The sequence below is a fragment of the Streptomyces sp. NPDC003697 genome (assembly GCF_053587115.1).
In genome coordinates, this window is sequence record NZ_JBSFNN010000058.1 from 21,042 (window position 1) to 41,930 (window position 20,889).

The 20,889-nt window shown below is 73.8% G+C and carries 16 protein-coding genes and 1 pseudogene; 15 read left to right on the forward strand and 2 right to left on the reverse strand.

Features of this window, described 5'->3' with window-relative positions:
* Positions 1–28: 28 nt before the first annotated feature.
* Both ACWDNY_RS21755 and ACWDNY_RS21760 read right to left on the reverse strand, forming a co-directional pair.
* Entirely contained in the window at positions 29–808 is a 780-nt protein-coding gene (locus ACWDNY_RS21755; RefSeq protein WP_451647441.1) for an alpha/beta fold hydrolase, read from the reverse strand.
* Positions 809–855: 47 nt separating this feature from the next.
* The gene (locus ACWDNY_RS21760) at positions 856–1,185 is read right to left on the reverse strand and encodes a DUF427 domain-containing protein (RefSeq protein WP_451647442.1); all 330 of its coding nucleotides are present in this window, start codon (positions 1,183–1,185) and stop codon (positions 856–858) included.
* Positions 1,186–1,236: 51 nt separating this feature from the next.
* Here ACWDNY_RS21760 and ACWDNY_RS21765 point away from each other — a divergent pair, with 51 nt between their 5' ends.
* The 15 genes and pseudogenes from ACWDNY_RS21765 to ACWDNY_RS21835 all read left to right on the forward strand — a co-directional run bounded on the left by ACWDNY_RS21765 (position 1,237) and on the right by ACWDNY_RS21835 (position 20,799).
* On the forward strand, positions 1,237–1,776 hold the full coding sequence (locus ACWDNY_RS21765; protein ID WP_451647443.1) for an LOG family protein: 540 nt from the start codon (positions 1,237–1,239) through the stop codon (positions 1,774–1,776).
* A gap of 24 nt (positions 1,777–1,800) precedes the next feature.
* Complete coding sequence (locus ACWDNY_RS21770; protein WP_451647444.1) at positions 1,801–2,490, forward strand: SDR family oxidoreductase; 690 nt, start codon at positions 1,801–1,803, stop codon at positions 2,488–2,490.
* Between the two features lie 86 nt (positions 2,491–2,576).
* Positions 2,577–3,581 carry a methionine synthase gene (locus ACWDNY_RS21775; protein ID WP_451647445.1) on the forward strand — a complete coding sequence of 335 codons (1,005 nt, stop codon included), beginning with the start codon at positions 2,577–2,579 and terminating at the stop codon, positions 3,579–3,581.
* Between the two features lie 15 nt (positions 3,582–3,596).
* Complete coding sequence (gene ligA, locus ACWDNY_RS21780; RefSeq protein WP_451647446.1) at positions 3,597–5,789, forward strand: NAD-dependent DNA ligase LigA; 2,193 nt, start codon at positions 3,597–3,599, stop codon at positions 5,787–5,789.
* A gap of 261 nt (positions 5,790–6,050) precedes the next feature.
* On the forward strand, positions 6,051–8,291 hold the full coding sequence (locus ACWDNY_RS21785; protein WP_451647447.1) for a putative bifunctional diguanylate cyclase/phosphodiesterase: 2,241 nt from the start codon (positions 6,051–6,053) through the stop codon (positions 8,289–8,291).
* 286 nt (positions 8,292–8,577) lie between these two features.
* On the forward strand, positions 8,578–8,874 hold the full coding sequence (gene gatC, locus ACWDNY_RS21790) for an Asp-tRNA(Asn)/Glu-tRNA(Gln) amidotransferase subunit GatC (RefSeq protein ID WP_361509248.1): 297 nt from the start codon (positions 8,578–8,580) through the stop codon (positions 8,872–8,874).
* 6 nt (positions 8,875–8,880) lie between these two features.
* Positions 8,881–10,380 (forward strand): Asp-tRNA(Asn)/Glu-tRNA(Gln) amidotransferase subunit GatA, encoded by a 1,500-nt coding sequence (gatA, locus tag ACWDNY_RS21795; RefSeq protein WP_451647448.1) that lies wholly within the window; start codon positions 8,881–8,883, stop codon positions 10,378–10,380.
* The gene (locus tag ACWDNY_RS21800) at positions 10,377–10,616 is read left to right on the forward strand and encodes a hypothetical protein (RefSeq protein WP_451647449.1); all 240 of its coding nucleotides are present in this window, start codon (positions 10,377–10,379) and stop codon (positions 10,614–10,616) included. The genes gatA and ACWDNY_RS21800 overlap by 4 nt, the downstream gene beginning before the upstream one ends.
* A gap of 15 nt (positions 10,617–10,631) precedes the next feature.
* Positions 10,632–12,146 carry an Asp-tRNA(Asn)/Glu-tRNA(Gln) amidotransferase subunit GatB gene (gene gatB / locus ACWDNY_RS21805; protein WP_451647450.1) on the forward strand — a complete coding sequence of 505 codons (1,515 nt, stop codon included), beginning with the start codon at positions 10,632–10,634 and terminating at the stop codon, positions 12,144–12,146.
* Positions 12,147–12,931: 785 nt separating this feature from the next.
* A pseudogene (locus ACWDNY_RS21810) lies at positions 12,932–13,186 on the forward strand (hypothetical protein); the annotation flags it as partial.
* Between the two features lie 257 nt (positions 13,187–13,443).
* Positions 13,444–15,684: an MMPL family transporter gene (locus ACWDNY_RS21815; RefSeq protein WP_451647451.1), complete on the forward strand. Its 2,241-nt coding sequence runs from the start codon at positions 13,444–13,446 to the stop codon at positions 15,682–15,684.
* On the forward strand, positions 15,662–16,213 hold the full coding sequence (locus tag ACWDNY_RS21820) for a GNAT family N-acetyltransferase (RefSeq protein ID WP_451647452.1): 552 nt from the start codon (positions 15,662–15,664) through the stop codon (positions 16,211–16,213). The genes ACWDNY_RS21815 and ACWDNY_RS21820 overlap by 23 nt, the downstream gene beginning before the upstream one ends.
* Before the next feature lie 79 nt (positions 16,214–16,292).
* The gene (locus ACWDNY_RS21825; RefSeq protein ID WP_451647453.1) at positions 16,293–17,033 is read left to right on the forward strand and encodes a hypothetical protein; all 741 of its coding nucleotides are present in this window, start codon (positions 16,293–16,295) and stop codon (positions 17,031–17,033) included.
* 293 nt (positions 17,034–17,326) lie between these two features.
* Positions 17,327–17,500, forward strand: a complete 174-nt coding sequence (locus ACWDNY_RS21830; RefSeq protein ID WP_451647454.1) for a hypothetical protein — start codon at positions 17,327–17,329, stop codon at positions 17,498–17,500.
* A gap of 149 nt (positions 17,501–17,649) precedes the next feature.
* Positions 17,650–20,799 carry a helix-turn-helix transcriptional regulator gene (locus ACWDNY_RS21835; RefSeq protein WP_451647455.1) on the forward strand — a complete coding sequence of 1,050 codons (3,150 nt, stop codon included), beginning with the start codon at positions 17,650–17,652 and terminating at the stop codon, positions 20,797–20,799.
* Positions 20,800–20,889 lie beyond the last annotated feature (90 nt).

Genomic DNA, 20,889 nt, shown 5'->3' on the forward strand with positions numbered 1-20,889 from the left:
CGGTCCCGTCGGCGGTCCGTCCGGGCGCTCAGGAAGCGAAGAACTCCGCCAGCACAGGCGCCAGTACGTCCGCCTCCACCGCGTGGCTCTGGCCCTCCAGCGTGCGGAACGTCCCCTGCGGCACGAGCTGCGCCACCTGTTGGGTGGCCGCGCGCAGCCAGCCGGGGCTCGCCCCGCCCGCGAGGGCCAGGACCGGCACCGTGACCGAGGCGAGCAGGTCGCGTGGGATCCGGCCGCCGCCCATCACCGCGTCGTCGTAGGCGAGCGTCGGCGCCAGGGCCTCCATGCCGGCCCACAGGGGCGCCTGGCGGGCGCTGGCGATCACCTCCGGGCTCAGTCCGGTGAGCCGGAGGAACAGCTCGACCGCGTCCCCGCGCCGGCCCTGCCCCAGCGCCTCGGCCAGGTCCCTGGTGTACTGCGCGCGCTCCCCCAGACCCTCCTCGTCCAGGACGAACGGCGGCTCGTACACCGCCACCCGGCGCACCGGCAGCCCGCTCGCCGCCGCCCTGAGCGCCAGCGCGCCGCCCGACGAGATCCCGTACAGGGCAGCCTCTCCGCCGACCGCCCCGATCACCGCGGCGAGATCCTCGACCTCGCGTTCCACCGCGTAGGGCGTCGTGTCCCCGCTCCCGCCCCGCCCCCGCCGGTCGTACACGACCGCAGAGAAGCGCTCCGACAGCGCCGCCGCCAGCGGCGCCAGCGTGCCGCCCGTCGACATCGCGCCGTGGACCAGGACGACCGCGGCCCCCTGCCCGCTGCGGTGCTGGGCGAGCGAGGTGCCGTCACGCGAGAGGGTCTTGTTGTCCATGACTGTCAAGAGTGCCACGCGCGGGTGGAGAGGCGAGGGACCGCACGTCAGCCGGCCACGACCTCCACGTCGTAGAAGCAGAGGTGGTCCTTGAGCTCGGCGACGGCGGGCTTGGGGTCGGGGTACGCCCACACCAGGTCCGGCGCGTCCGGCAGGGACCAGTACGACGCCGTGCCCTTGAACGGGCAGTGCGTGTGCGTCCCGGATGCCTTCAGCAGGTCCAGGCGCACGTCCTCGGCGGGGAGGTAGTAGCGCGCGGGGCACCCGGTCTCCCGCAGCACCAGGGGGCGGTCGCTCTCGGCCAGGACCAGGCCGTCACGGACGACCCGTACGCGCTGCGTGCCGTGCTCGATGGTGATCTCGTGTGCAGAAGCCATGTGAGGGAAGCGCCCGCGGGCCCGCGATTCTTCCCGCGTACCGTTGAGCGCATGAACATCTGCGTCTTCCTCTCCGCCGCCGACCTCGACGACCGCTACACCCGCCCCGCCCGCGACTTCGCCGAGCTGATCGGCAAGGGCGGGCACACCCTGGTCTGGGGCGGCAGCGACAGCGGTCTGATGAAGGTGGTCGCGGACGGCGTGCACGAGGCGGGCGGCCGGCTCGTCGGCGTCTCGGTCGATTTCCTGTCGGCGAAGGCGCGGCCCGGCGCCGACGAGATGGTCATCGCACGGGACCTGGCCGAGCGCAAGAAGCTGCTGCTGGAGAAGGCCGACGCGGTGGTGATCCTGGTCGGGGGCACCGGCACCCTCGACGAGGCCACCGAGATCCTGGAGCTGAAGAAGCACGGCCGCACCGACAAGCCGGTGGTGCTGCTGAACACGGCCGGCTTCTGGGACGGCCTGAAGGAGCAGTTCCAGCGCATGGACGCGGAAGGGTTCCTGCCCCGCCCGCTGGCCGAGCTGATGTGCTTCGCCGACGAGCCGGCCGAGGCCATGGCCTACCTGGAGGAGTCGCTCGCGGACCGCTGAGCCGGGGGTGCGAGCATGGCGGGCATGGCTACTCATGTGATCACCGGGGCGGGCTCCGGCATCGGCGCGGCCGTCGCCCGCCGCCTGCACGCGCGCGGGGACGAGATCGTGCTGCACGCCCGCGACGCGGCCCGGGCGAAGGAACTGGCCGCCGCCTTCCCCGGCGCGCGGACCCTGGTCGGCGACCTGGCGGACCCCGGCCGGCTCAGCTGGGCCCTCTCCCACCAGACACTGCCGGACCGGGTCGACTCGCTGCTGCACATCGCCGGCGTGGTCGACCTCGGCCCGGTGGGGGAGCTCACCCCGAAGACCTGGCGCCACCAGCTCGACGTCAACCTGATCGCGCCGGCGGAGCTGACCCGGCTGCTGCTGCCGCAGCTGCGCGCCGCCCGCGGCCACGTCGTCTTCGTCAACTCGGGCGCCGGACTGCACGCGAACGCCGAGTGGGCCGCGTACGCCGCGTCCAAGCACGGCCTGAAGGCCCTCGCCGACGCCCTGCGCCAGGAGGAGCACGCGGCGGGCGTCCGGGTCACCTCGGTCTACCCGGGCCGCACCGCGAGCCCGATGCAGGCCAAGGTCCACCAGCAGGAGGGCAAGGAGTACGACCCGGGTCGGTGGATCGACCCCGAGTCCGTCGCGACGGCCCTCCTCATGGCCCTCGACCTTCCCGAGGACGCCGAGGTCGTCGACCTGACCGTGCGACCGGGACGGTGACCGGCCGCGGCCGCTCCGGCCCGCCTCGACAGCGACTGGAGGCGGTCGCGGCGGACCGTTCGAGGAACGTTCCGTAGGCTTCCCGCGTGAGTGAGAACAGCGAGTACCGCTTCCCGGCCGCCACGGGCGTCGGATCCCTGCCCGGCGAGGACGCCCGGGAGGCCGTCAGGACGGTCACCGGGACCTTCGAGGACTTCCCCTTCCTGCCGGAACTGCCCGCGCGCGGGCCCGGCGCGGACATGATCGGGCGGACCGCGGGGATACTCGCCGAGCTGTACGCGCGCGTCGAGCCCAGCGGGTGGCGGATCAGCGACAGGCCGGGCCGGGACACCAGGCGGGCGCGCGCGTGGCTCGGTGAGGACCTCGACGCGCTGGAGGAGTTCACCCAGGGCTACGAGGGACCGCTGAAGGTGCAGGCCGTCGGGCCGTGGACGCTCGCCGCGAACCTGGAGCTGAGGAACGGCGAGGCCGCTCTCTCCGACGCCGGCGCCTGCCGCGACCTCGCCGCGTCCCTCGCCGAGGGGCTGCGCCTGCACCTGGCGGAGGTGCGGCGGCGCGTGCCGGGGGCACAGCCCGTCCTCCAGCTCGACGAGCCCTCCCTGACCGCGGTGCTGCGCGGCCGGGTGAGGTCAGCCAGCGGCTACCGGACCCACCGGGCCGTGGACCGGCAGGTCGTCGAGGCGGCGCTGCGCGACGTCGCCGGCGTCCACCGCGGCCCGGTCGTCGTGCACTCCTGCGCCCCGGACGTCCCCTTCGCACTGCTGCGCCGGGCCGGTGCCGCCGGTATCTCCTTCGACGCCTCGCTGCTCACCGAGCGTGACGACGAGGCGATCGGGGAAGCCGTGGAAGGGGGTACCCGGCTCTTCGCCGGAGTGGTCCCGGCGACGGAGGGCCCGTTGTCGGACCCTGCGAGTAGCGTCATGGGTGTCAGGACGCTGTGGCGCAGGCTGGGACTGCGTCCGGGGCTTCTCCCGGAGACGGTCACCGTGACCCCGGCGTGCGGCCTCGCGGGCGTTTCCCCCGCGTACGCACGCCAGGCGCTCGCCCACTGCGTCCAGGCGGCGAGATCACTCGCGGACAACCCAGAGTAACGGGAGGACAACACGGTGGCCGGCGACAAGCAAGCGGAGACGACGGTGCCCGCCGAGGCACGGGAGAAGCACGCGCAGCTCGCGGAACAGGTCGAGGAGCACCGCTTCCGGTACTACGTCAAGGACGCGCCGGTCATCAGCGACGCCGAGTTCGACCGGCTCCTGCGCTCCCTGGAGGCGCTGGAGGAGGAGTACCCGGAGCTGCGCACGCCCGACTCGCCGACCCAGAAGGTCGCGGTGGCGTACGAGACGGGCCTCGCGGAGGTCGTGCACCGCGAGCGCATGCTCTCCCTGGACAACGTCTTCGACGACGCGGGGCTCGCCGCCTGGGCCGACCGCGTCGCCAAGGACGTCGGCACGCCCGACCACCACTTCCTGTGCGAGCTCAAGGTCGACGGCCTCGCGGTGAACCTGACGTACGAGGAGGGGCGGCTCACCCGCGCGGCCACCCGCGGCGACGGCCGGGTCGGCGAGGACATCACGCCCAACGTGATGACGATCGCGGAGATCCCGCACCGGCTGAGCGGCGACGCGGTCCCGCGCCTGGTGGAGATCCGGGGCGAGGTGTACTTCCCGATGGAGGCCTTCCAGGACCTCAACGCGCGCCGGGTGGCCGCCGGCGAGAAGCCGTACGCCAACCCCCGCAACTCCGCCTCCGGCTCGCTGCGCCAGAAGGACCCCAAGGTCACGGCGACGCTGCCGCTGCACATGGTCGTCCACGGCATCGGCGCGCTGGAGGGCTTCGAGGGCTTCTCCCGGCTCTCCGAGGCCTACGAACTGCTGAAGTCCTGGGGCCTGCCCACGTCCCCCCACAACCGGGTGGTCGACGACCTCGACGGCGTCCGCGAGTTCATCGCCCACTACGGCGAGCACCGCCACTCCGTGGCGCACGAGATCGACGGCGTCGTCGTCAAGCTCGACGAGATCCCGCTCCAGGGCCGGCTCGGCTCCACGTCGCGTGCGCCACGCTGGGCCATCGCGTACAAGTACGCGCCGGAGGAGGTCAACACCAAGCTCGTCAACATCCGTGTGGGGGTGGGCCGGACGGGCCGGGTCACGCCGTACGCGCAGGTCGAGCCGGTGACCGTGGCCGGCTCCGAGGTCGAGTTCGCCACGCTGCACAACCAGGACGTCGTCAAGGCCAAGGGCGTCCTGATCGGCGACACGGTGGTGCTGCGCAAGGCCGGTGACGTCATCCCGGAGATCCTCGGCCCCGTCGTCGACCTGAGGGACGGCAGCGAGCGCGAGTTCGTGATGCCGTCGGAGTGCCCCGAGTGCGGGACGCCGCTTCGGCCGATGAAGGAGGGCGACGTGGACCTGCGCTGCCCGAACGCGCGGGCGTGCCCGGCCCAGTTGCGTGAGCGCCTCTTCTACCTCGCCGGCCGCAAGGCGCTGGACATCGAGCACTTCGGCTACGTCGCCGCGGCCGCCCTCACCAAGCCGCTGGAGCCCGCCGAGCCGCCGCTGAAGGACGAGGGCGACCTCTTCGACCTCACCGTCGAGCAGTTGCTGCCCATCAAGGCGTACGTGCTCGACCAGGACAGCGGTCTGCCCAAGCACGACCCGAGGACCGGCGAGGAGAAGGTCGCCACGGTCTTCGCGAACCAGCAGGGCGAGCTGAAGAAGAACGCGCAGGCGATGCTGGACAACATCGCCGCCGCCAAGGAGCGTCCACTCGCCCGGATCCTCACGGGCCTGTCGATCCGTCATGTCGGGCCGGTGGCCGCCGAGGCACTCGCGCGCGAGTTCCGCTCCATCGAGCGCATCGAACAGGCCAGTGAGGAGGAGCTGGCCGCCACCGACGGTGTCGGCACGATCATCGCCGCCTCCCTCAAGGAGTGGTTCGCCGAGGACTGGCACCAGGAGATCCTCCGCAAGTGGCGGGCCGCGGGCGTCCGGATGGAGGAGGAGGGTGCCGACGAGGACCAGGGGCCGCGCCCGCTCGAAGGCCTGACCGTGGTGGTCACCGGCACGCTCGAGCGCTTCACGCGCGACGGCGCCAAGGACGCGCTGCAGAGCCGGGGCGCGAAGGTGACCGGGTCGGTCTCGAAGAAGACCTCGTTCGTCGTGGTGGGCGACAACCCCGGATCGAAGTACGACAAGGCGGTGCAGCTCAAGGTGCCGGTCCTGAACGAGGACGGTTTCACCGTCCTGCTGGAACGAGGGCGGCAGGACGCGGCCGAAGTCGCCCTTCCAACCGAGGAGTAGTGGTTGAAGGCCACCCGATCGGCGCATATCAGATGCATACGGGTGGCCGGGGCGCATTCGGGCAACCGTCGGCGACCGCTGCCCGTGACAGCCTTCAGCGGCCTACTGTTGAGGTTGCCACCTGCCGTGCCCAGCCGGGGTCGGAGCATTCCCGCACACGTCACGGGCACGGGGAAAGGGGTTCCCAACGCCGTGCCGCCGCAGGGGAGTCGGGCATCGGGCCGCGTGGCGTGGGCACCGCCGGTTGTGAGAGGGACGGGAATGGAACCGACCGAGAGCGCCACCGGGCCCTCGCGGTTGCGCCGGATGACCGGCGCATGGCGGGGGTGCCGGGGGCGGACTTCGGAGCGTGCGGGCACGGAGGCGTGCGCCCTCGGGCCGTACGCCGTCACCGAGGAGCGCGGCTCCGCGCAGCCGGCCGCCGAAGCCGCACCCCGCCCCTCCCACCCGGGCGACACCGACCGCCCCCCGTCCTGGCCCGCACTGCCCGCGGCGGTCGTCGCGGCCGCCGGGCTCACCTTCGCCGCGGGCCTGTACGCGGCCTTCGCCGGCGGCCACGCGCTCTTCCCCTCCGGCACCGCCGGCTGGTCCCTGGCCGTGCTGACCGGAGTCATCGTCGGCCACTTCGTCGCACTCGGCCGCGCCCGCTGGTGGGGCGGCGCCGGCTCGGGCGCCGCCCTCACCCTCGCCGTGCTGCTGCTCTACGGCTGGGTGGCCGCCGGCCTGGTCAGCCTCACGATCGTCGTCCTGGTCGGCGCGGCCCGCCGCCACCGCCGGCGGCAGGGCGTGCTCCTCGGCGCCGCGGACCTCCTCGGCATCGGCGCCGGAGCCCTGGTGCTGGCCGCGTCCGGCCGCGTGCCGACCGTGGAGGAGCCCTGGGACCCGGGCACCTGGGACGCCGGCACCTCCGTCCAGGTGATCCTCGTCGCGGCCGCCTACCTCGCGGTCTCCCGGGTCCTGCTGTGGTACGTGAACACCCCGCGCGGCGGGAGCCTGCCCACCGTGGCCCGCACCGCCCTCGTCCGGCACGGCCTGATCGCGGTCGCGCTGCTCGGCATAGCACCCCTGCTCTGCGTGGTCGCCGTCGCCAAGCCCGTGCTGCTGCCGTTGTTCTCCGTCCCGCTCATCGCCCTCGACTCCACCCTGTGGATGGCCCGCGCCCGCGCCGAGGAGCAGTTGCGCGACCCGCTCACCGGGCTGCCCAACCGGCAGTGGCTCCTGGAGCGGATCTGGACCGCCCTCGACGACGCCGAACGCATCGGCGCCCGGTCCGCCCTGATGCTGATCGACCTGGACCGCTTCCGGTCCGTCAACGACACCCTCGGGCACCTCGCCGGTGACCGGCTGCTCCTCCAGATCGCCGACCGGCTGCGGGTGGCGCTGCCGCGAGGGGCGGAGGCCGCCCGGCTCGGCGGCGACGAGTTCGCCGTCTTACTGCCCGTCGCCGACTCCACCACGTCCGCGACCCGGGCCGCCCGCGCGCTGGTCACCGCGCTCAGCTCCCCGCTCGACCTCGACGGGCTCACGCTGGTGCTGGAGGCCAGCGCCGGGGTCGCCGTCTTCCCCGACCACGCCCTGGACGCCGAGGGCATGCTGCGCCGGGCCGACGTGGCGATGTACCAGGCGAAGCGGGACCGCACGGGCGTGGAGGTGTACGAGTCCAAACGGGACTCCAACACGCCCGACCGGCTCGGCCTGCTGGGCGATCTGCGCCGCGCCCTCGACGCGCACGAGGTCGAGCTGCACTACCAGCCCAAGGTGCGCTTCGACGGACAGGTCGCCGGGCTGGAGGCCCTGGTGCGCTGGGTGCATCCCGAGCGGGGCAAGGTGCCGCCGGACGAGTTCATCGCGATCGCCGAGTCCTCCGGACTGATGCCCCACCTGACGGAGTACGTGCTGGAGACCGCCCTGGGGCAGGTCGCCGCGTGGCGGGCCCAGGGCCTGGTCGTGCCGGTCGCCGTCAACGTCTCCCCACGCGACGTCCACAGCCCCGGCTTCGCCGGATCGGTGGCCGCCCGGCTGGCCCGGCACGGCGTCCCGGCCGGAGCGCTGCAACTGGAGATCACCGAGCACGTCCTGCTGGAGGACCCGCAGCGCGCCGCCGACACGCTGCACGCGCTGACCGGGCACGGGGTGAAGATGTCGCTGGACGACTTCGGCACCGGCTACTCCTCGCTGGTGCATCTGCGCCGGCTGCCGGTGAGCGAGCTGAAGATCGACCGTTCGTTCGTGGCCCGGCTGGCCGTGGACACCCAGGACGCCGAGATCGTGCGCTGCACGGTCGACCTCGCGCACTCCCTCGGTCTGCTCGTCGTCGCCGAGGGCGTCGAGGACGACGAGACCTGGGAGCGGCTGCGTGACCTCGGCTGCGACGCCGTCCAGGGGTGGCTGGTCGCGGCCGCGATGCCGCCCGGGGAGACCACGGCGTGGCTGCGGGCCCGCGGGTCGCGCGGCTGGCAGCGGCCCGCCGCGGCGTTGCCCGCGGCGGCGGCCGAGGAGTGACCTGCGCGGCCGTACCGGCCGGCCGGCGGCCTGACCGCTCGGCCCGCGGCGGCCGCTCTTCCGGCGCGGCGGGGTCCGGATCGGGCGCCGGCGGACGTCCCGGCCGGGGGACGCGGGGGAAACCGTTTCACGGGCACCGGGCGCGGCCCCATAGGATTGGAGCCTGACGCCACATTTCCGACCGCCGCGCGACGCCTGGCCCGCACGCCCGCCGCGTCGCCGGACCGGGAAGGTGACGACAGGCCCTAGGCCCGAACCACACACACTCACCCCAGAGGATCGCTGCATGCCTGGCATCACGCGCGAGGAGGTCGCCCACCTCGCCCGGCTGGCGCGTCTGGAGCTGAAGCCCGAAGAGCTCGACCACTTCGCGGGACAGCTGGACGACATCATCGGCGCGGTCGCCCGCGTCAGTGAGGTCGCCGACCGAGACGTACCGCCGACCTCCCACCCGCTGCCGCTGACCAACGTCATGCGCGCGGACGAGGTCCGTCCGTCGCTCACCCCCGAGCAGGCGCTGTCCGGCGCCCCGGCACAGGAGCAGCAGCGTTTCAGGGTGCCGCAGATCCTGGGGGAGGAGTAACCAGCCATGACGGACAGCCCCATCATCAAGCTCACGGCCGCCGAGATCGCCGGCAGGATCGCCTCCGGCGAACTCACGGCCGTCGAGGTCACCGAGGCCCACCTCGCCCGGATCGAGGCGGTCGACGAGAAGGTGCACGCCTTCCTGCACGTCGACCGCGAGGGCGCCCTGGCGCAGGCCCGCGCCGTCGACGAGAAGCGGGCGCGCGGCGAGAAGCTCGGCCCGCTGGCCGGCGTGCCGCTCGCGCTGAAGGACATCTTCACCACCGAGGGCGTGCCGACGACCGTCGGCTCCAGGATCCTCGAAGGCTGGATCCCGCCCTACGACGCGACGCTCACCAAGCGGCTGAAGGCCGCCGACGTCGTGATCCTCGGCAAGACCAACATGGACGAGTTCGCCATGGGGTCCTCGACCGAGAACAGCGCCTTTGGGCCCACCGGCAACCCGTGGGACCTCACCAGGATCCCGGGCGGTTCCGGCGGCGGTTCGAGCGCCGCCCTCGCCTCCTACGAGGCCCCGCTCGCCATCGGCACGGACACCGGCGGCTCCATCCGCCAGCCGGCCGCCGTCACCGGCACGGTCGGCGTGAAGCCGACCTACGGCGCGGTCTCCCGCTACGGCATGGTCGCCTTCTCGTCCTCCCTCGACCAGGGCGGTCCCTGCGCCCGCACGGTCCTGGACGCGGCCCTGCTGCACGAGGTGATCGCCGGGCACGACCCGATGGACTCCACGTCCATCGACGCCCCGGTCCCGCCGGTCGTCGAGGCCGCCCGCAACGGCTCGGTCGCCGGTATGCGCGTCGGCGTCGTCAAGCAGTTCCGCGGCGAGGGCTACCAGGCCGGCGTCGTCCAGCGGTTCGACGAGTCGGTCGAACTGCTGAAGGAGCTGGGCGCGGAGATCGTCGAGCTGGACTGCCCGTCCTTCGACCTGGCCCTGTCGGCGTACTACCTGATCGCGCCGTCCGAGTGCTCCTCCAACCTGGCCCGCTTCGACGGCCTGCGCTACGGCCTGCGCGTCGGCGACGACGGCAGCCGCTCCGCCGAGGAGGTCACCTCGCTCACCCGCGAGGCCGGCTTCGGCGCCGAGGTCAAGCGCCGGATCATGCTCGGTACGTACGCACTGAGCTCCGGCTACTACGACGCCTACTACGGCAGCGCCCAGAAGGTCCGCACGCTGATCAAGCAGGACTTCGACGCGGCGTTCGAGCAGGTCGACGTGATCGTCTCCCCGACGACCCCGACCACCGCCTTCCCGATCGGCGAGCGCGCCGACGACCCGATGGCGATGTACCTCGCCGACCTGTGCACCATCCCGACCAACCTGGCGGGCAACGCGGCCATGTCGCTGCCGTGCGGCCTGGCGCCCGAGGACAACCTCCCGGTGGGCCTGCAGATCATCGCCCCGGCGCTGCAGGACGACCGGCTGTACAAGGTGGGGGCCGCCGTCGAGGCCGCCTTCGTGAAAAAGTGGGGACACCCGCTGCTCGAGGAGGCTCCGTCGCTGTGAGTGCACTGACCAAGGCCAAGGGCTTCAAGAAGTCCAAGTCCGGAACGTACATGTCCATGGCCGCCACCGCGTTCGGCGCGATCGGCGTCGCCAAGCAGATCAAGAAGGCCCGCGTCGAGAACGACACGCTGCGGCTGATCGACGCCGTCGTGACCGCCGCCGGCGTCGCCACCGGCCTGGCCATCCTCTACCGCGAGCTGAAGCGGCTGGGCGACGACGACGTCCTGCTGGGCTGAGAGGGAAGTTTCACCGTGACCACCACGACCGACCTGGTGTCGTACGAGGACGCGCTGGCGTCGTACGACCCCGTCATGGGCCTCGAGGTCCATGTGGAACTCGGCACCAGGACCAAGATGTTCTGCGCCTGCTCGACCGCGCTCGGCGCGGAGCCGAACTCGCAGACCTGCCCGACCTGCCTCGGCATGCCCGGCGCCCTCCCGGTCGTCAACGCGACCGGCGTGGAGTCCGCCATCCGGATCGGTCTCGCGCTGAACTGCGAGATCGCCGAGTGGTGCCGCTTCGCCCGGAAGAACTACTTCTATCCGGACATGCCGAAGAACTTCCAGACCTCCCAGTACGACGAGCCGATCGCCTCCGACGGCTACCTCGACGTGCAGCTGGAGGACGGCGAGACCTTCCGCGTGGAGATCGAGCGCGCCCACATGGAGGAGGACACCGGCAAGTCCACGCACGTGGGCGGCGCGACGGGCCGTATCCACGGCGCCGACCACTCGCTGCTCGACTACAACCGCGCCGGCATCCCGCTGATCGAGATCGTCACCAAGCCCATCGTGGGCGCCGGCGAGCGCGCCCCCGAGGTGGCCAAGGCGTACGTCCGCGAGCTGCGCGAGCTCATCCGGGCCCTCGGCGTGTCCGAGGCCCGTATGGAGATGGGCCAGATGCGGTGCGACGTGAACCTGTCGCTCATGCCCAAGGGCAGCGACACGTTCGGCACCCGCAGCGAGACGAAGAACGTCAACTCGCTGCGCTCGGTGGAGCGCGCCTGCCGCTACGAGATCCAGCGGCACGCGGCCGTCCTGGGCGACGGCGGCACGATCATCCAGGAGACCCGCCACTTCCACGAGGACACCGGGTCCACGACCTCGGGCCGCGTGAAGGAGGAGGCCGAGGACTACCGGTACTTCCCGGAGCCCGACCTGGTGCCCGTCGCGCCCTCGCGTGAGTGGGTCGAGAAGCTGCGGGCCTCGCTGCCGGAGCTGCCCCTGGTGCGCCGGAACCGGCTGCGTGAGGAGTGGGGGATCTCCGCCACCGACATGCAGGCGATCGTCAACGCCGGCGCGCTGGAGCCGATCGTCGCGACGATCGAGGCGGGCGCCGACGCGGCCGCCGCCCGCAAGTGGTGGATGGGCGAGCTCGCCCGCAACGCCAACGAGTCGGGCAAGGCCCTGGAGGAGCTGGCGATCACGCCGAAGCAGGTCGCCCGGGTGACCGAGCTGGTCGCCGCCGGCGACCTGAACGACAAGCTGGCCCGTCAGGTCATCGAGGGCGTCCTCGCCGGCGAGGGCGAGCCGGACGAGGTCGTCGACAAGCGCGGCCTGAAGGTCGTCTCCGACGAGGGCGCGCTGACCGCCGCCGTCGACGAGGCGATCGCGGGCAACCCGGCCGTCGCGGACAAGATCCGCGGCGGCAAGGTGGCCGCGGCCGGCGCCCTGGTCGGCGCGGTCATGAAGGCCACGCGCGGCCAGGCCGACGCCGCCCGGGTCAAGGAGCTGATCCTGGAGAAGCTGGGCGTCGGCGAGGGCTGAGCCCGCGCCGGGCAGTGCGCCGCGCGGGTCCGGCCGGTTCGCCGGCCGGCGCGCCGGAGCCGGCCCACCGGCCCGAGCGGAGGGGGACGCACCACACCCGGTGCGTCCCCCTCGGCATGCCGCCACCGGTACGTGCCCGGACCCGGACCCGGATCCGGGCGTCCCGGCCCGAGGCGCTACGCTCGCGCGGCATGAGTGGACGCGCCGATTCCGAAACGCACCCCGGGATATTCGACGGGGAGGACGTCGAGGGCGCCGGCGTACGCGCCCCGCGGGAGGCCCGCGGACCCTGGACGGGGGACGGCCCCGGGCGCGCCGCGGGGCCCCGGACCGGGCACTGTGCCGCGGCCGCCCATGGGCACGGCACCGGTGACGGCACAGCCGAGACGGCCACCGAGGCCGACGCCGGCGAGACCGCCGACGCCGGCGAGACCGCCGACGCCGGCGAGACGGCCGTAGCCGAGACCGCCGCCGACGGCACGCACGAGACCGCTGACGTCGGCGTCGACGCCGCCGACGCGGGAGCCCTGACCGAGACCGCCGCCGGCACGCACGCTGACGCTCACGGCGTCGCCCACCCCGCCGACACCGCTGGCGCCGGCGCCTACGCCGGTCCGTCGGCCGCGGCCGAGACGGCCGCCGCCGACGCCGGCACCGGCGACACCGCTGACGCCGGCGCCCCTGACGCCGCCCCGACGGCCGCAGCCGAGACCGCCGCCGACGCCGGTACGGGCGAGAGCGCCGTCACCGGCGAAGCCGCTGACGCCGGCGCCGACCACGCCGAGGACCCGGTCGAGGACGCCCGCCGCGCCCGCTGGACGGCGGGCGGCGCCGGGGTACTGCTGGCACTCGCCGGGCTCGCCGCCTCGCTGCTGCGCCTCGCCGGGGCGTCCCCGGCCCTCGTCCCGGTCGCCTACGCCGCCGGGGCCGCCGTCTGCGCCCTGGCCGCGGTGCTCGGCTCCAGGGGCCGCACCCGGCGGGCGCTGTGGCTGCTGATCGCGGGCGTGATGGTGATGGCCCTCGGGGACCAGTTCGACTGAACCTCCCGGTCGGCGCCGTGCGCCGAGGGCCTTGGGCGCCGGGTCCGAGCGGCGGGGGCCCTGCGGCCGCGAGGTGCCCCCCTCTGACCAGGCGTTTAGGCAGTCCTTACGGCTGTGAAGAGCACCACTAACGCCGCAAATGATCTTTTTGGCCTGGAATAATCGCCACTGCTCTTGCGTTCTTGGCGGGCCGTTCACCTGCGTATCCGTGTTCCCGGTCAAAGATGCACCATCACCACCATTCTGGGGGCACGTTCGTGGCAGCCCTTGCACGCTGGTGTGTTCGGCACCGGCTCGCCGCCGTTCTGCTCTGGCTCCTCACCTTCGCCGGAGTCACCGCGGCCGGCGCCGTCGCCGGTTCGGCCTACTCCAACGACTACGAGGTGCCCGGCACCGAGTCGGGCCGTGCCACCCAGCTGCTGCACAAGGGCTTCCCCGGCCTGGGCGGTGACAGCGACACCGTCGTCTGGCACACCGCGCCGGGCTCCGTGCGCGACGCCGACGTCGAGCAGACGATGACCCGGACCCTGGAGCGGATCGCGGACCTGCCCGGTGTGGCCTCCGTGGTAGGCCCGTACAAGGCGCAGGGCACGGGCCAGATCAGCGCCGACGGCCGGACGGCGTACGCGACCGTCACCTTCGACGACCCGGCCGGGGACGTCACGCCGGCCGAGGCGCGGGCCGTGACCGACACCGCGAAGGCGGCCGCGGCCGACGGGCTCCAGGTGGAGCTGGGCGGCACCGCCGTCGCCGGCCATTCGTCCCAAGGGCACACGGCCGAGATCATCGGCGTCGTGGTGGCGGCCGTGGTGCTCTTCCTCGCCTTCGGCTCGCTCGCCGCGTCCGCGCTGCCCATCGCCACCGCCCTGGTCGGCGTCGGCACCGCGTACGCGGGCATCGGACTGCTCGGCCACGCCATGACGGTCGCGGACTTCGCGCCCATGCTCGGCCTGCTGATCGGGCTCGGCGTCGGCATTGACTACGCCCTGTTCATCGTCACCCGGCACCGGCGCGGCCTGAAACGCGGCCTGAGCGTCGACGAGGCGGTCACCAACGCCGTCACCACCACCGGTCGCGCCGTCGTCTTCGCCGGCGCGACCGTGTGCATCGCCCTGCTGGGCATGCTCATCCTGCGTCTGCGGTTCCTCAACGGGGTCGCCGTGGCCGCGTCCCTGACGGTGATGCTCACCGTGGCGGCCTCCGTCACCCTGCTGCCCGCCCTGCTGTCCTTCATCGGGCCCCGCGCACTGAGCCGGCGCGAGCGGCGCCGGCTGGCCGAGCACGGGCCCGAGCCGGAGGTGCCCACCGGGTTCGCCGCCCGCTGGTCGGCCTTCGTCGAGCGCCACCCCAGGCTCCTGGGCGCCCTCGCCCTGGTGGTCGTCACCGTCCTGGCCCTGCCCACCCTCTCCCTCCGCCTCGGCACCTCCGACCAGGGCAACGACCCCGCCGCCACGACCACGCGGAAGGCGTACGACCTCGTCGCCGAGGGCTTCGGCCCCGGCGTCAACGGGCCCCTGACCCTGGTGACGAAAGTGGCGGGCGCCGAGGACCGGCTCGCCCTGGACAACCTCGGCACCGGCCTGCACGGCACCGACGGCGTCGCCGCGGTCACCCCGGTGACGTACAACAGCGCAGGCGACACGGCGTACCTCACCGTCGTCCCCGACTCCGCGCCGCAGTCGGAGCGGACCAGCGACCTGGTCGACCGGCTGCGCACCGACGTGCTGCCCCGTGCGGAGACCGGCACCTCGCTCGACGTACAGGTCGGCGGGGTCACCGCCGGCTACGACGACTTCGCCGCCGTCATCGTCGGCAAGCTGCCCGTCTTCGTCGGCGCCGTCATCGGCCTGGGCTGCGTGCTGCTGCTGCTCGCCTTCCGGTCCGTCGGCATCCCCCTCAAGGCCGCCGCGATGAACGTCGCCGCCGTGGCCGCCGCCTTCGGCGTGGTCGTCGCGATCTTCCAGTGGGGCTGGGGGAGTGAACTGCTCGGCCTCGGCCGCGCGGGCCCCATCGAGCCGTTCCTGCCCGTGATCATGGTGTCGGTCCTGTTCGGGCTCTCCATGGACTACCAGGTCTTCCTGGTCAGCCGGATGTACGAGGAGTGGCTGGAGACCGGTGACAACCGGGTGGCCGTGCGCGTCGGCCTCGCCGAGACCAGCCGCGTGATCAACTCCGCCGCGGTCATCATGATCTCGGTCTTCCTCGCCTTCGTGCTCAGCGGCGACCGTGTGATCGCGATGTTCGGCATCGCGCTGGCCGCCGCCGTCGCCTTGGACGCCTTCGTCCTGCGCACCCTCCTGGTGCCCGCCCTGATGCACCTGCTCGGCGCCGCCAACTGGTGGCTGCCGCGCCGGCTGGACCGCGTGCTGCCGCGGATCAGCATCGAGCCGCCCGAGTGCCGGACCGCCCATGAGAGGCTGGCCGCGGCGACGGACGCCGAGGTGGCGGCCGTACTGGCGAAGGAGCGGCAGCAGGATGTACGCGATATCCCTGGGTGACGACGCCGAACTGCGACCCCTGGAACCCTGGCACGCCGAGGAGTTCCTGGCGCACCTGGACCGCGGACGTGACTTCGTCACCCGCCACGTCCCGTTCGGCTCGACGGCCACGGACGCCGACTCCGCGCGCGCCGTCCTGCAGTCCTACGCCGACAAACGCGCCGCCGACACCGGCTTCCTGCACGGGCTGTGGCTGCACGGGACGCTGGTGGGCGGCCTGCTGTTCCGCGTGTTCGACGCCGCCACCGGCACCTGCGAGCTGGGCTGCTGGCTGGAGCCGGCCGGCACCGGGCGGGGGCTGGTCACCCGGGGCGCGCGGGTGCTCATCGACTGGGCGTTCGACGAGCGGGGGATGCACCGGGTCGAGTGGTGCGCGTCCTCGGCCAACGCGCCGAGCGTCGCCGTGGCGCGCCGCCTGGGCATGACCCGCGACGGCGTGCTCCGGGCGCACTATCCCTACCGGGGTGTGCGCCAGGACATCGAGGTCTGGTCCGTGCTCGCCCCCGAGTGGGCCGGGCGGGGCGCATGACCCGGTCGGCCCGCCGTTCCACCCCGATGGCCGACGATCATTAAGGCGCCTCTCAGAGAGCGTCCGTACCGTGCGAAGCATGGGTAGCAAGAGTGCAGACGAAACCGGAGCCGCCGGCAGGGCGGCCGAGGTGAGGAACGACCGGGAGACGGCGGGCGTCACCGCGTCCGACCACGGTGACGGGGCGACCCGGGCCGAGACGCAGGGTGCCGGGAGTGCCGCAGCCGCCGAAGGAACCGACGCCTCGCGCCCCGAGGGCGAGGGGACCGGCGCGGGCGGGACCGGCGCGAACGCAGCCGACGCCGACGGGGCCGGCGCGGAAGGGACGGGCGCGGAAGGGGCCGGTGCCGATTCCGGCGCGGACGCGAAGGACGCCGACGGAAGCGGCGCCGACCGGAGCGACGCCGGTACCGCCGGGGCCGGACCGTCCGGGGCCGGCCAGGGTGCGGGCGCCGTCGTCGCCGCCGCGCTCGGCACCGTCTCGCTCACCGGCAGCTGGCTCGGCACCGTGGCCGGGGCGCGCGAACAGCTCATCGGCCAGCTGCAGACGTCGTCCTCCGCGAGCGTCGCCCGGCAGATCAAGGAGGTCTACGGCGACGCCTGGCACGCGACCGCGCTGTGGAGCGGACTGTTCGCGCTGGTCGCGCTGATCGTCGGGGTGGTGGTCCTCGCCCGGCCCGCGTTCGGCGCCCCCGGCCGGCCGCAGGCGCCGTGGATCAAGTCCGTCGCCTGGGCGGGCGTCGCGCTCGGCGTCGTCGGCCTGCTGCTGGCCGTCCTGAAGTACACCGACGTCCTGCTCGGCCTGCCCTCGGCCGGCTGAGACGCACCCGACCGGAAGAGGGGGCCTCCCCGCAGCCGGCGCAGACGCCCGCGGCGGCCCGAGGCCCCTCCTCCGCCTGGCCGCCGTACGCACCGGACCCCGCTCGGGCCGGCCGGAAGGCGCCGCACTTCTGAGCCTGGCTGATCCGGACGACAGGCTCTAAGGCCCTCCTTAAGGCCCCGCGTCCGACGAAGATGCGGAACTCTCCCGATGTGGTGGCACCCCCTGGGGGACGAGGGTGAGGGACATCGCCGGCGAACGTCGCCGGGCACCCCTCCACCACGGGAGACACCATGTTCGAGTACGAGCTGCAGAAGATGCGGGCCGCGGAGCTGCGCCGCCGGGCCGACCACGAACGCCTGGTCCGCGAGGCGGTGGACGGCCGGCGCGCGGCCGCCCGCCAGGACCCCGAGGCCCGGACCGACACCCGGCCTCCCCGCAGGCACCGGTTCACCCGCGCCGCGTGAGCACCGGGGGCAGGAAGGCCGGCCGCACGGGCCCCGGCCTTCCGCACGGTTCCGGCGGGCACCCCGCGGCACCGGTCTCCGCGGACGGCAACCCGCCCCACCCGTCCGCCCAGGGGAAAACCGGTGCCGCGGTGCCGGAGCGCCGTGCGATGCTCAGGGCTGTGGAGACCAGGTCCGTCAGTCCCGTGTTCGTCGGCCGCACCGAAGAGCTGCACACGCTGAACGAGGCGCTCACCCGGGCGGCGGCGGCCGAGCCGCAGGCGGTGCTGCTCGGCGGCGAGGCCGGAGTGGGCAAGACCCGCCTCATCGAGGAGTGGGCCGCCGCCGCCCGCCGCCGGGGCGCCGTCGTCGCGCTCGGCGGCTGTGTGGAGATCGGCGCCGACGGGCTGCCCTTCGCCCCGTTCTCCTCCGCGCTGCGCGCCCTGCGCCGTGAGCTGCCCGACGCCCTGGCCGCCGCGGCCGCCGGCCAGGAGGAGGAACTGGCCCGGCTGCTGCCCGAACTGGGCGAGCAGTCCACCGCACGCCGGCCCGGCCGGCACCACGAGGAGGGCATGGCCCGCCTCTTCGAGCTCACCGCGCGCCTGCTGGAACGCGTCGCCGCCGAGCACACCGTCGTCGTCGCCCTGGAGGACCTGCACTGGGCCGACGCCTCCACCCGCCACCTCCTCACCTACCTCTTCCGCACGCTGGGCACCGGCCGCCTCCTCGTCCTGGCGAGCTACCGCTCCGACGACATCCACCGCCGGCACCCGCTGCGTCCCCTGCTCGCCGAACTCGACCGGATGCGCACCGTCCGCCGGATCGAGCTCGCCCGGTTCAACCGGCAGGAGGTGGGCCGCCAGATCGCCGGAATCCTCGCCACCGAACCCGATCCCGCCCAGGTCGACGAGATCTTCGAGCGCTCCGACGGTAACGCCTTCTTCGTCGAGGAACTCGCCGTCGCCGCGCACGAGGGCTGCCGCACCAGCCTCAGCGACTCCCTGCGCGACCTGCTCCTCGTCCGGGTCGAGAAACTGCCCGAGCCGGCCCAGCGGATCGCCCGGATCGTCGCCGAGGGCGGCTCCACCGTCGAGTACCGGCTCATCGCCGCCGTCGCCGGGCTCGGCGAGGACGACCTCATCGAGGCCCTGCGCGCCGCGGTGAACGCCAACATCCTCATCGCCGCGCCCAGCGGCGACGGCTACCGCTTCCGGCACTCCCTGGTCCGCGAGGCCGTCAGCGACGACCTGCTGCCCGGCGAGCGCTCGCGCCTCAACCGCCGTTACGCCGAGGCCCTGGAGACCGACCCGAGCCTCGTCCCTCCGGACCAGCGCGTCATGCGGCTGGCCAGCTACTGGTACCACGCCCACGATCCGGCCAAGGCCCTGCCCGCCGTCCTGGACGCCTCCGTCGCGGCCCGCGCCCGACACGCCTACAGCGAGCAACTGGGGCTGCTGGAGCGGGCGATGAACCTGTGGGACATCGCGCCGGAGGGTGTCCGGGCCCGCCTGCGCACCGTCGACTACACGGACGCCTACCCCTCCGCACCGCCGGGACGGCGCGGCGGCGCCCCCGGCGGCTGCGAACCCGCCGCCACCCCCCTGCGCTACCTCGACCTGATGGCCGAGGCCGCCGTCGCGGGCCGCTTCTGCGGGGAACGCGAACGCGCACTGAAGATCACCAGACGGGCGCTGCGCCTGCTGGAGGACGACCGCGACCCCGCCGCGCACCCGGCCCACGGTGCGGGCGGCGGAGATCCCCTCCGCGCCGCCTGGTTCTGGGTGCAGCGCTCCCGCCTGGTCCAGTCGAAGGCCCAGGGCGACGGCTGGCAGGAACTGGCCACCGCACAGGACCTGGTGCGCGGGCTGCCGCCGTCCGAGGTGCACGCCGAGGTACTGGCCAACGTCGCCAACTGGTCCATGGTGCACGCCCCCGGCCCCGACACCTTCTCCGCCGCCGAGCGGGCCGTGGAGTACGCGCGCATGGTGGGCGCCTGCGAGACAGAGATGAGCGCGCGCCTCACCCTGGGCGGCCTGATGGTCCAGGCCGGTGACATCGAGGCGGGGCTGGCCGAGATGTACGAGGTCAACCGGCGCACCCTCGAGGAGGGTCTGTCGGCCGTCGCGGGTCGCTCCTATGTGAACCTGCCCTCCGAGCTGGAGGGGATCGGACGGTCCCGTGAGGCCGTCCCCCTCATGGAGGAGGGCCTCGCGTACACGCGGCGCTTCGGCTACCTGGACCACGAGGCGTGGGTGTGGGGCAACCTCGCCGAGTCCCTGTACACGCTGGGCCGCTGGGACGAGGCGGCGGAGGCGGCCACCCGGTCCGAGCGGGTGGGCCAGAGCGCCCAGCCGCGCGGCTTCCACGCCCGCATCCGGGCCGAACTCGCCCTGGCCCGCGGTGACCTGACCGAGGCCGCCGGGCAGCTCCACGCCGCCCGCGGTCACTTCGGCACCCACTCCGACGCGCCCCAGCACTGCCTGCCGCTGTCCCGCATCGCCGTCGGCGTCGCCGCGGGAGAGGGCCGCCTGCTGGACGCCCGCACCGAACTGGCGCGCGCCCTGGACGCCGGCTTCCCGCCCGGCACCCAGCGCTACGGCTGGCCGCTGCTGGTCACCGCCGCGACCGTGGAGAGCCGCGCCGCCGGCCTGCCCGCGGCCGGTCCGGGACGCCCGGAGGTCCTCGAACGCATCGGGCAGGCCGCCAAGTCCCTCGCCGCCAACGTGCCCGTCTGGCAGGCCTACGCACGGTGGGTGCGCGCCGAAGTGCTGCGCGCCGAGGGCCGCGGAGACCCGGAGGAGTGGGCGGAGGTCGTCGCGGCCTTCGAACCGCTGGAGCGTCCGTACGACCTCGCCCGCGTGCGATGCCGTCTGGCCGAGGCCCTGCTCGTACCCTGTCCCGGGCACCGGGGCGGCCCGGTCGGCGACGAGGACGGGCGCGAGCGCGCCACGGAGCTGCTGCGGCTGGCCCACGCCGTCGCCGAGCACCTGGGCGCCCGCCCGCTCGCCGACTCCGTCGGCCGGCTCGCCCAGCGCGCCCGGCTCACCCTCGGCCCCGCCGCGCGTCGCGGGCCCGGGGCCGACGACCCCGCCGGATCGCTCGGCCTGACCAGCCGGGAACGGGACGTCCTGCGCCTGGTCTCCGTCGGCCGCACCAACCGCCAGATAGCCGAGGAACTGTTCATCTCGCCCAAGACGGCCAGCGTGCACGTCTCGAACATCCTGGGGAAGCTGGGGGTCTCGGGAAGGGGCGAGGCGGCGGCGGTCGCGCACCGCCTGGGGCTGTTCCCCGACACGCTCCCCGCCCGCACGGCGGGCTAGTGCCGCGGCAGGCAACGTTCGCCCCGTCGCGACGCCCGGCACGCTCCCCCAAGCTCTCGGCTCCGCTCGAGCAGGGGGTACCCCCACTCG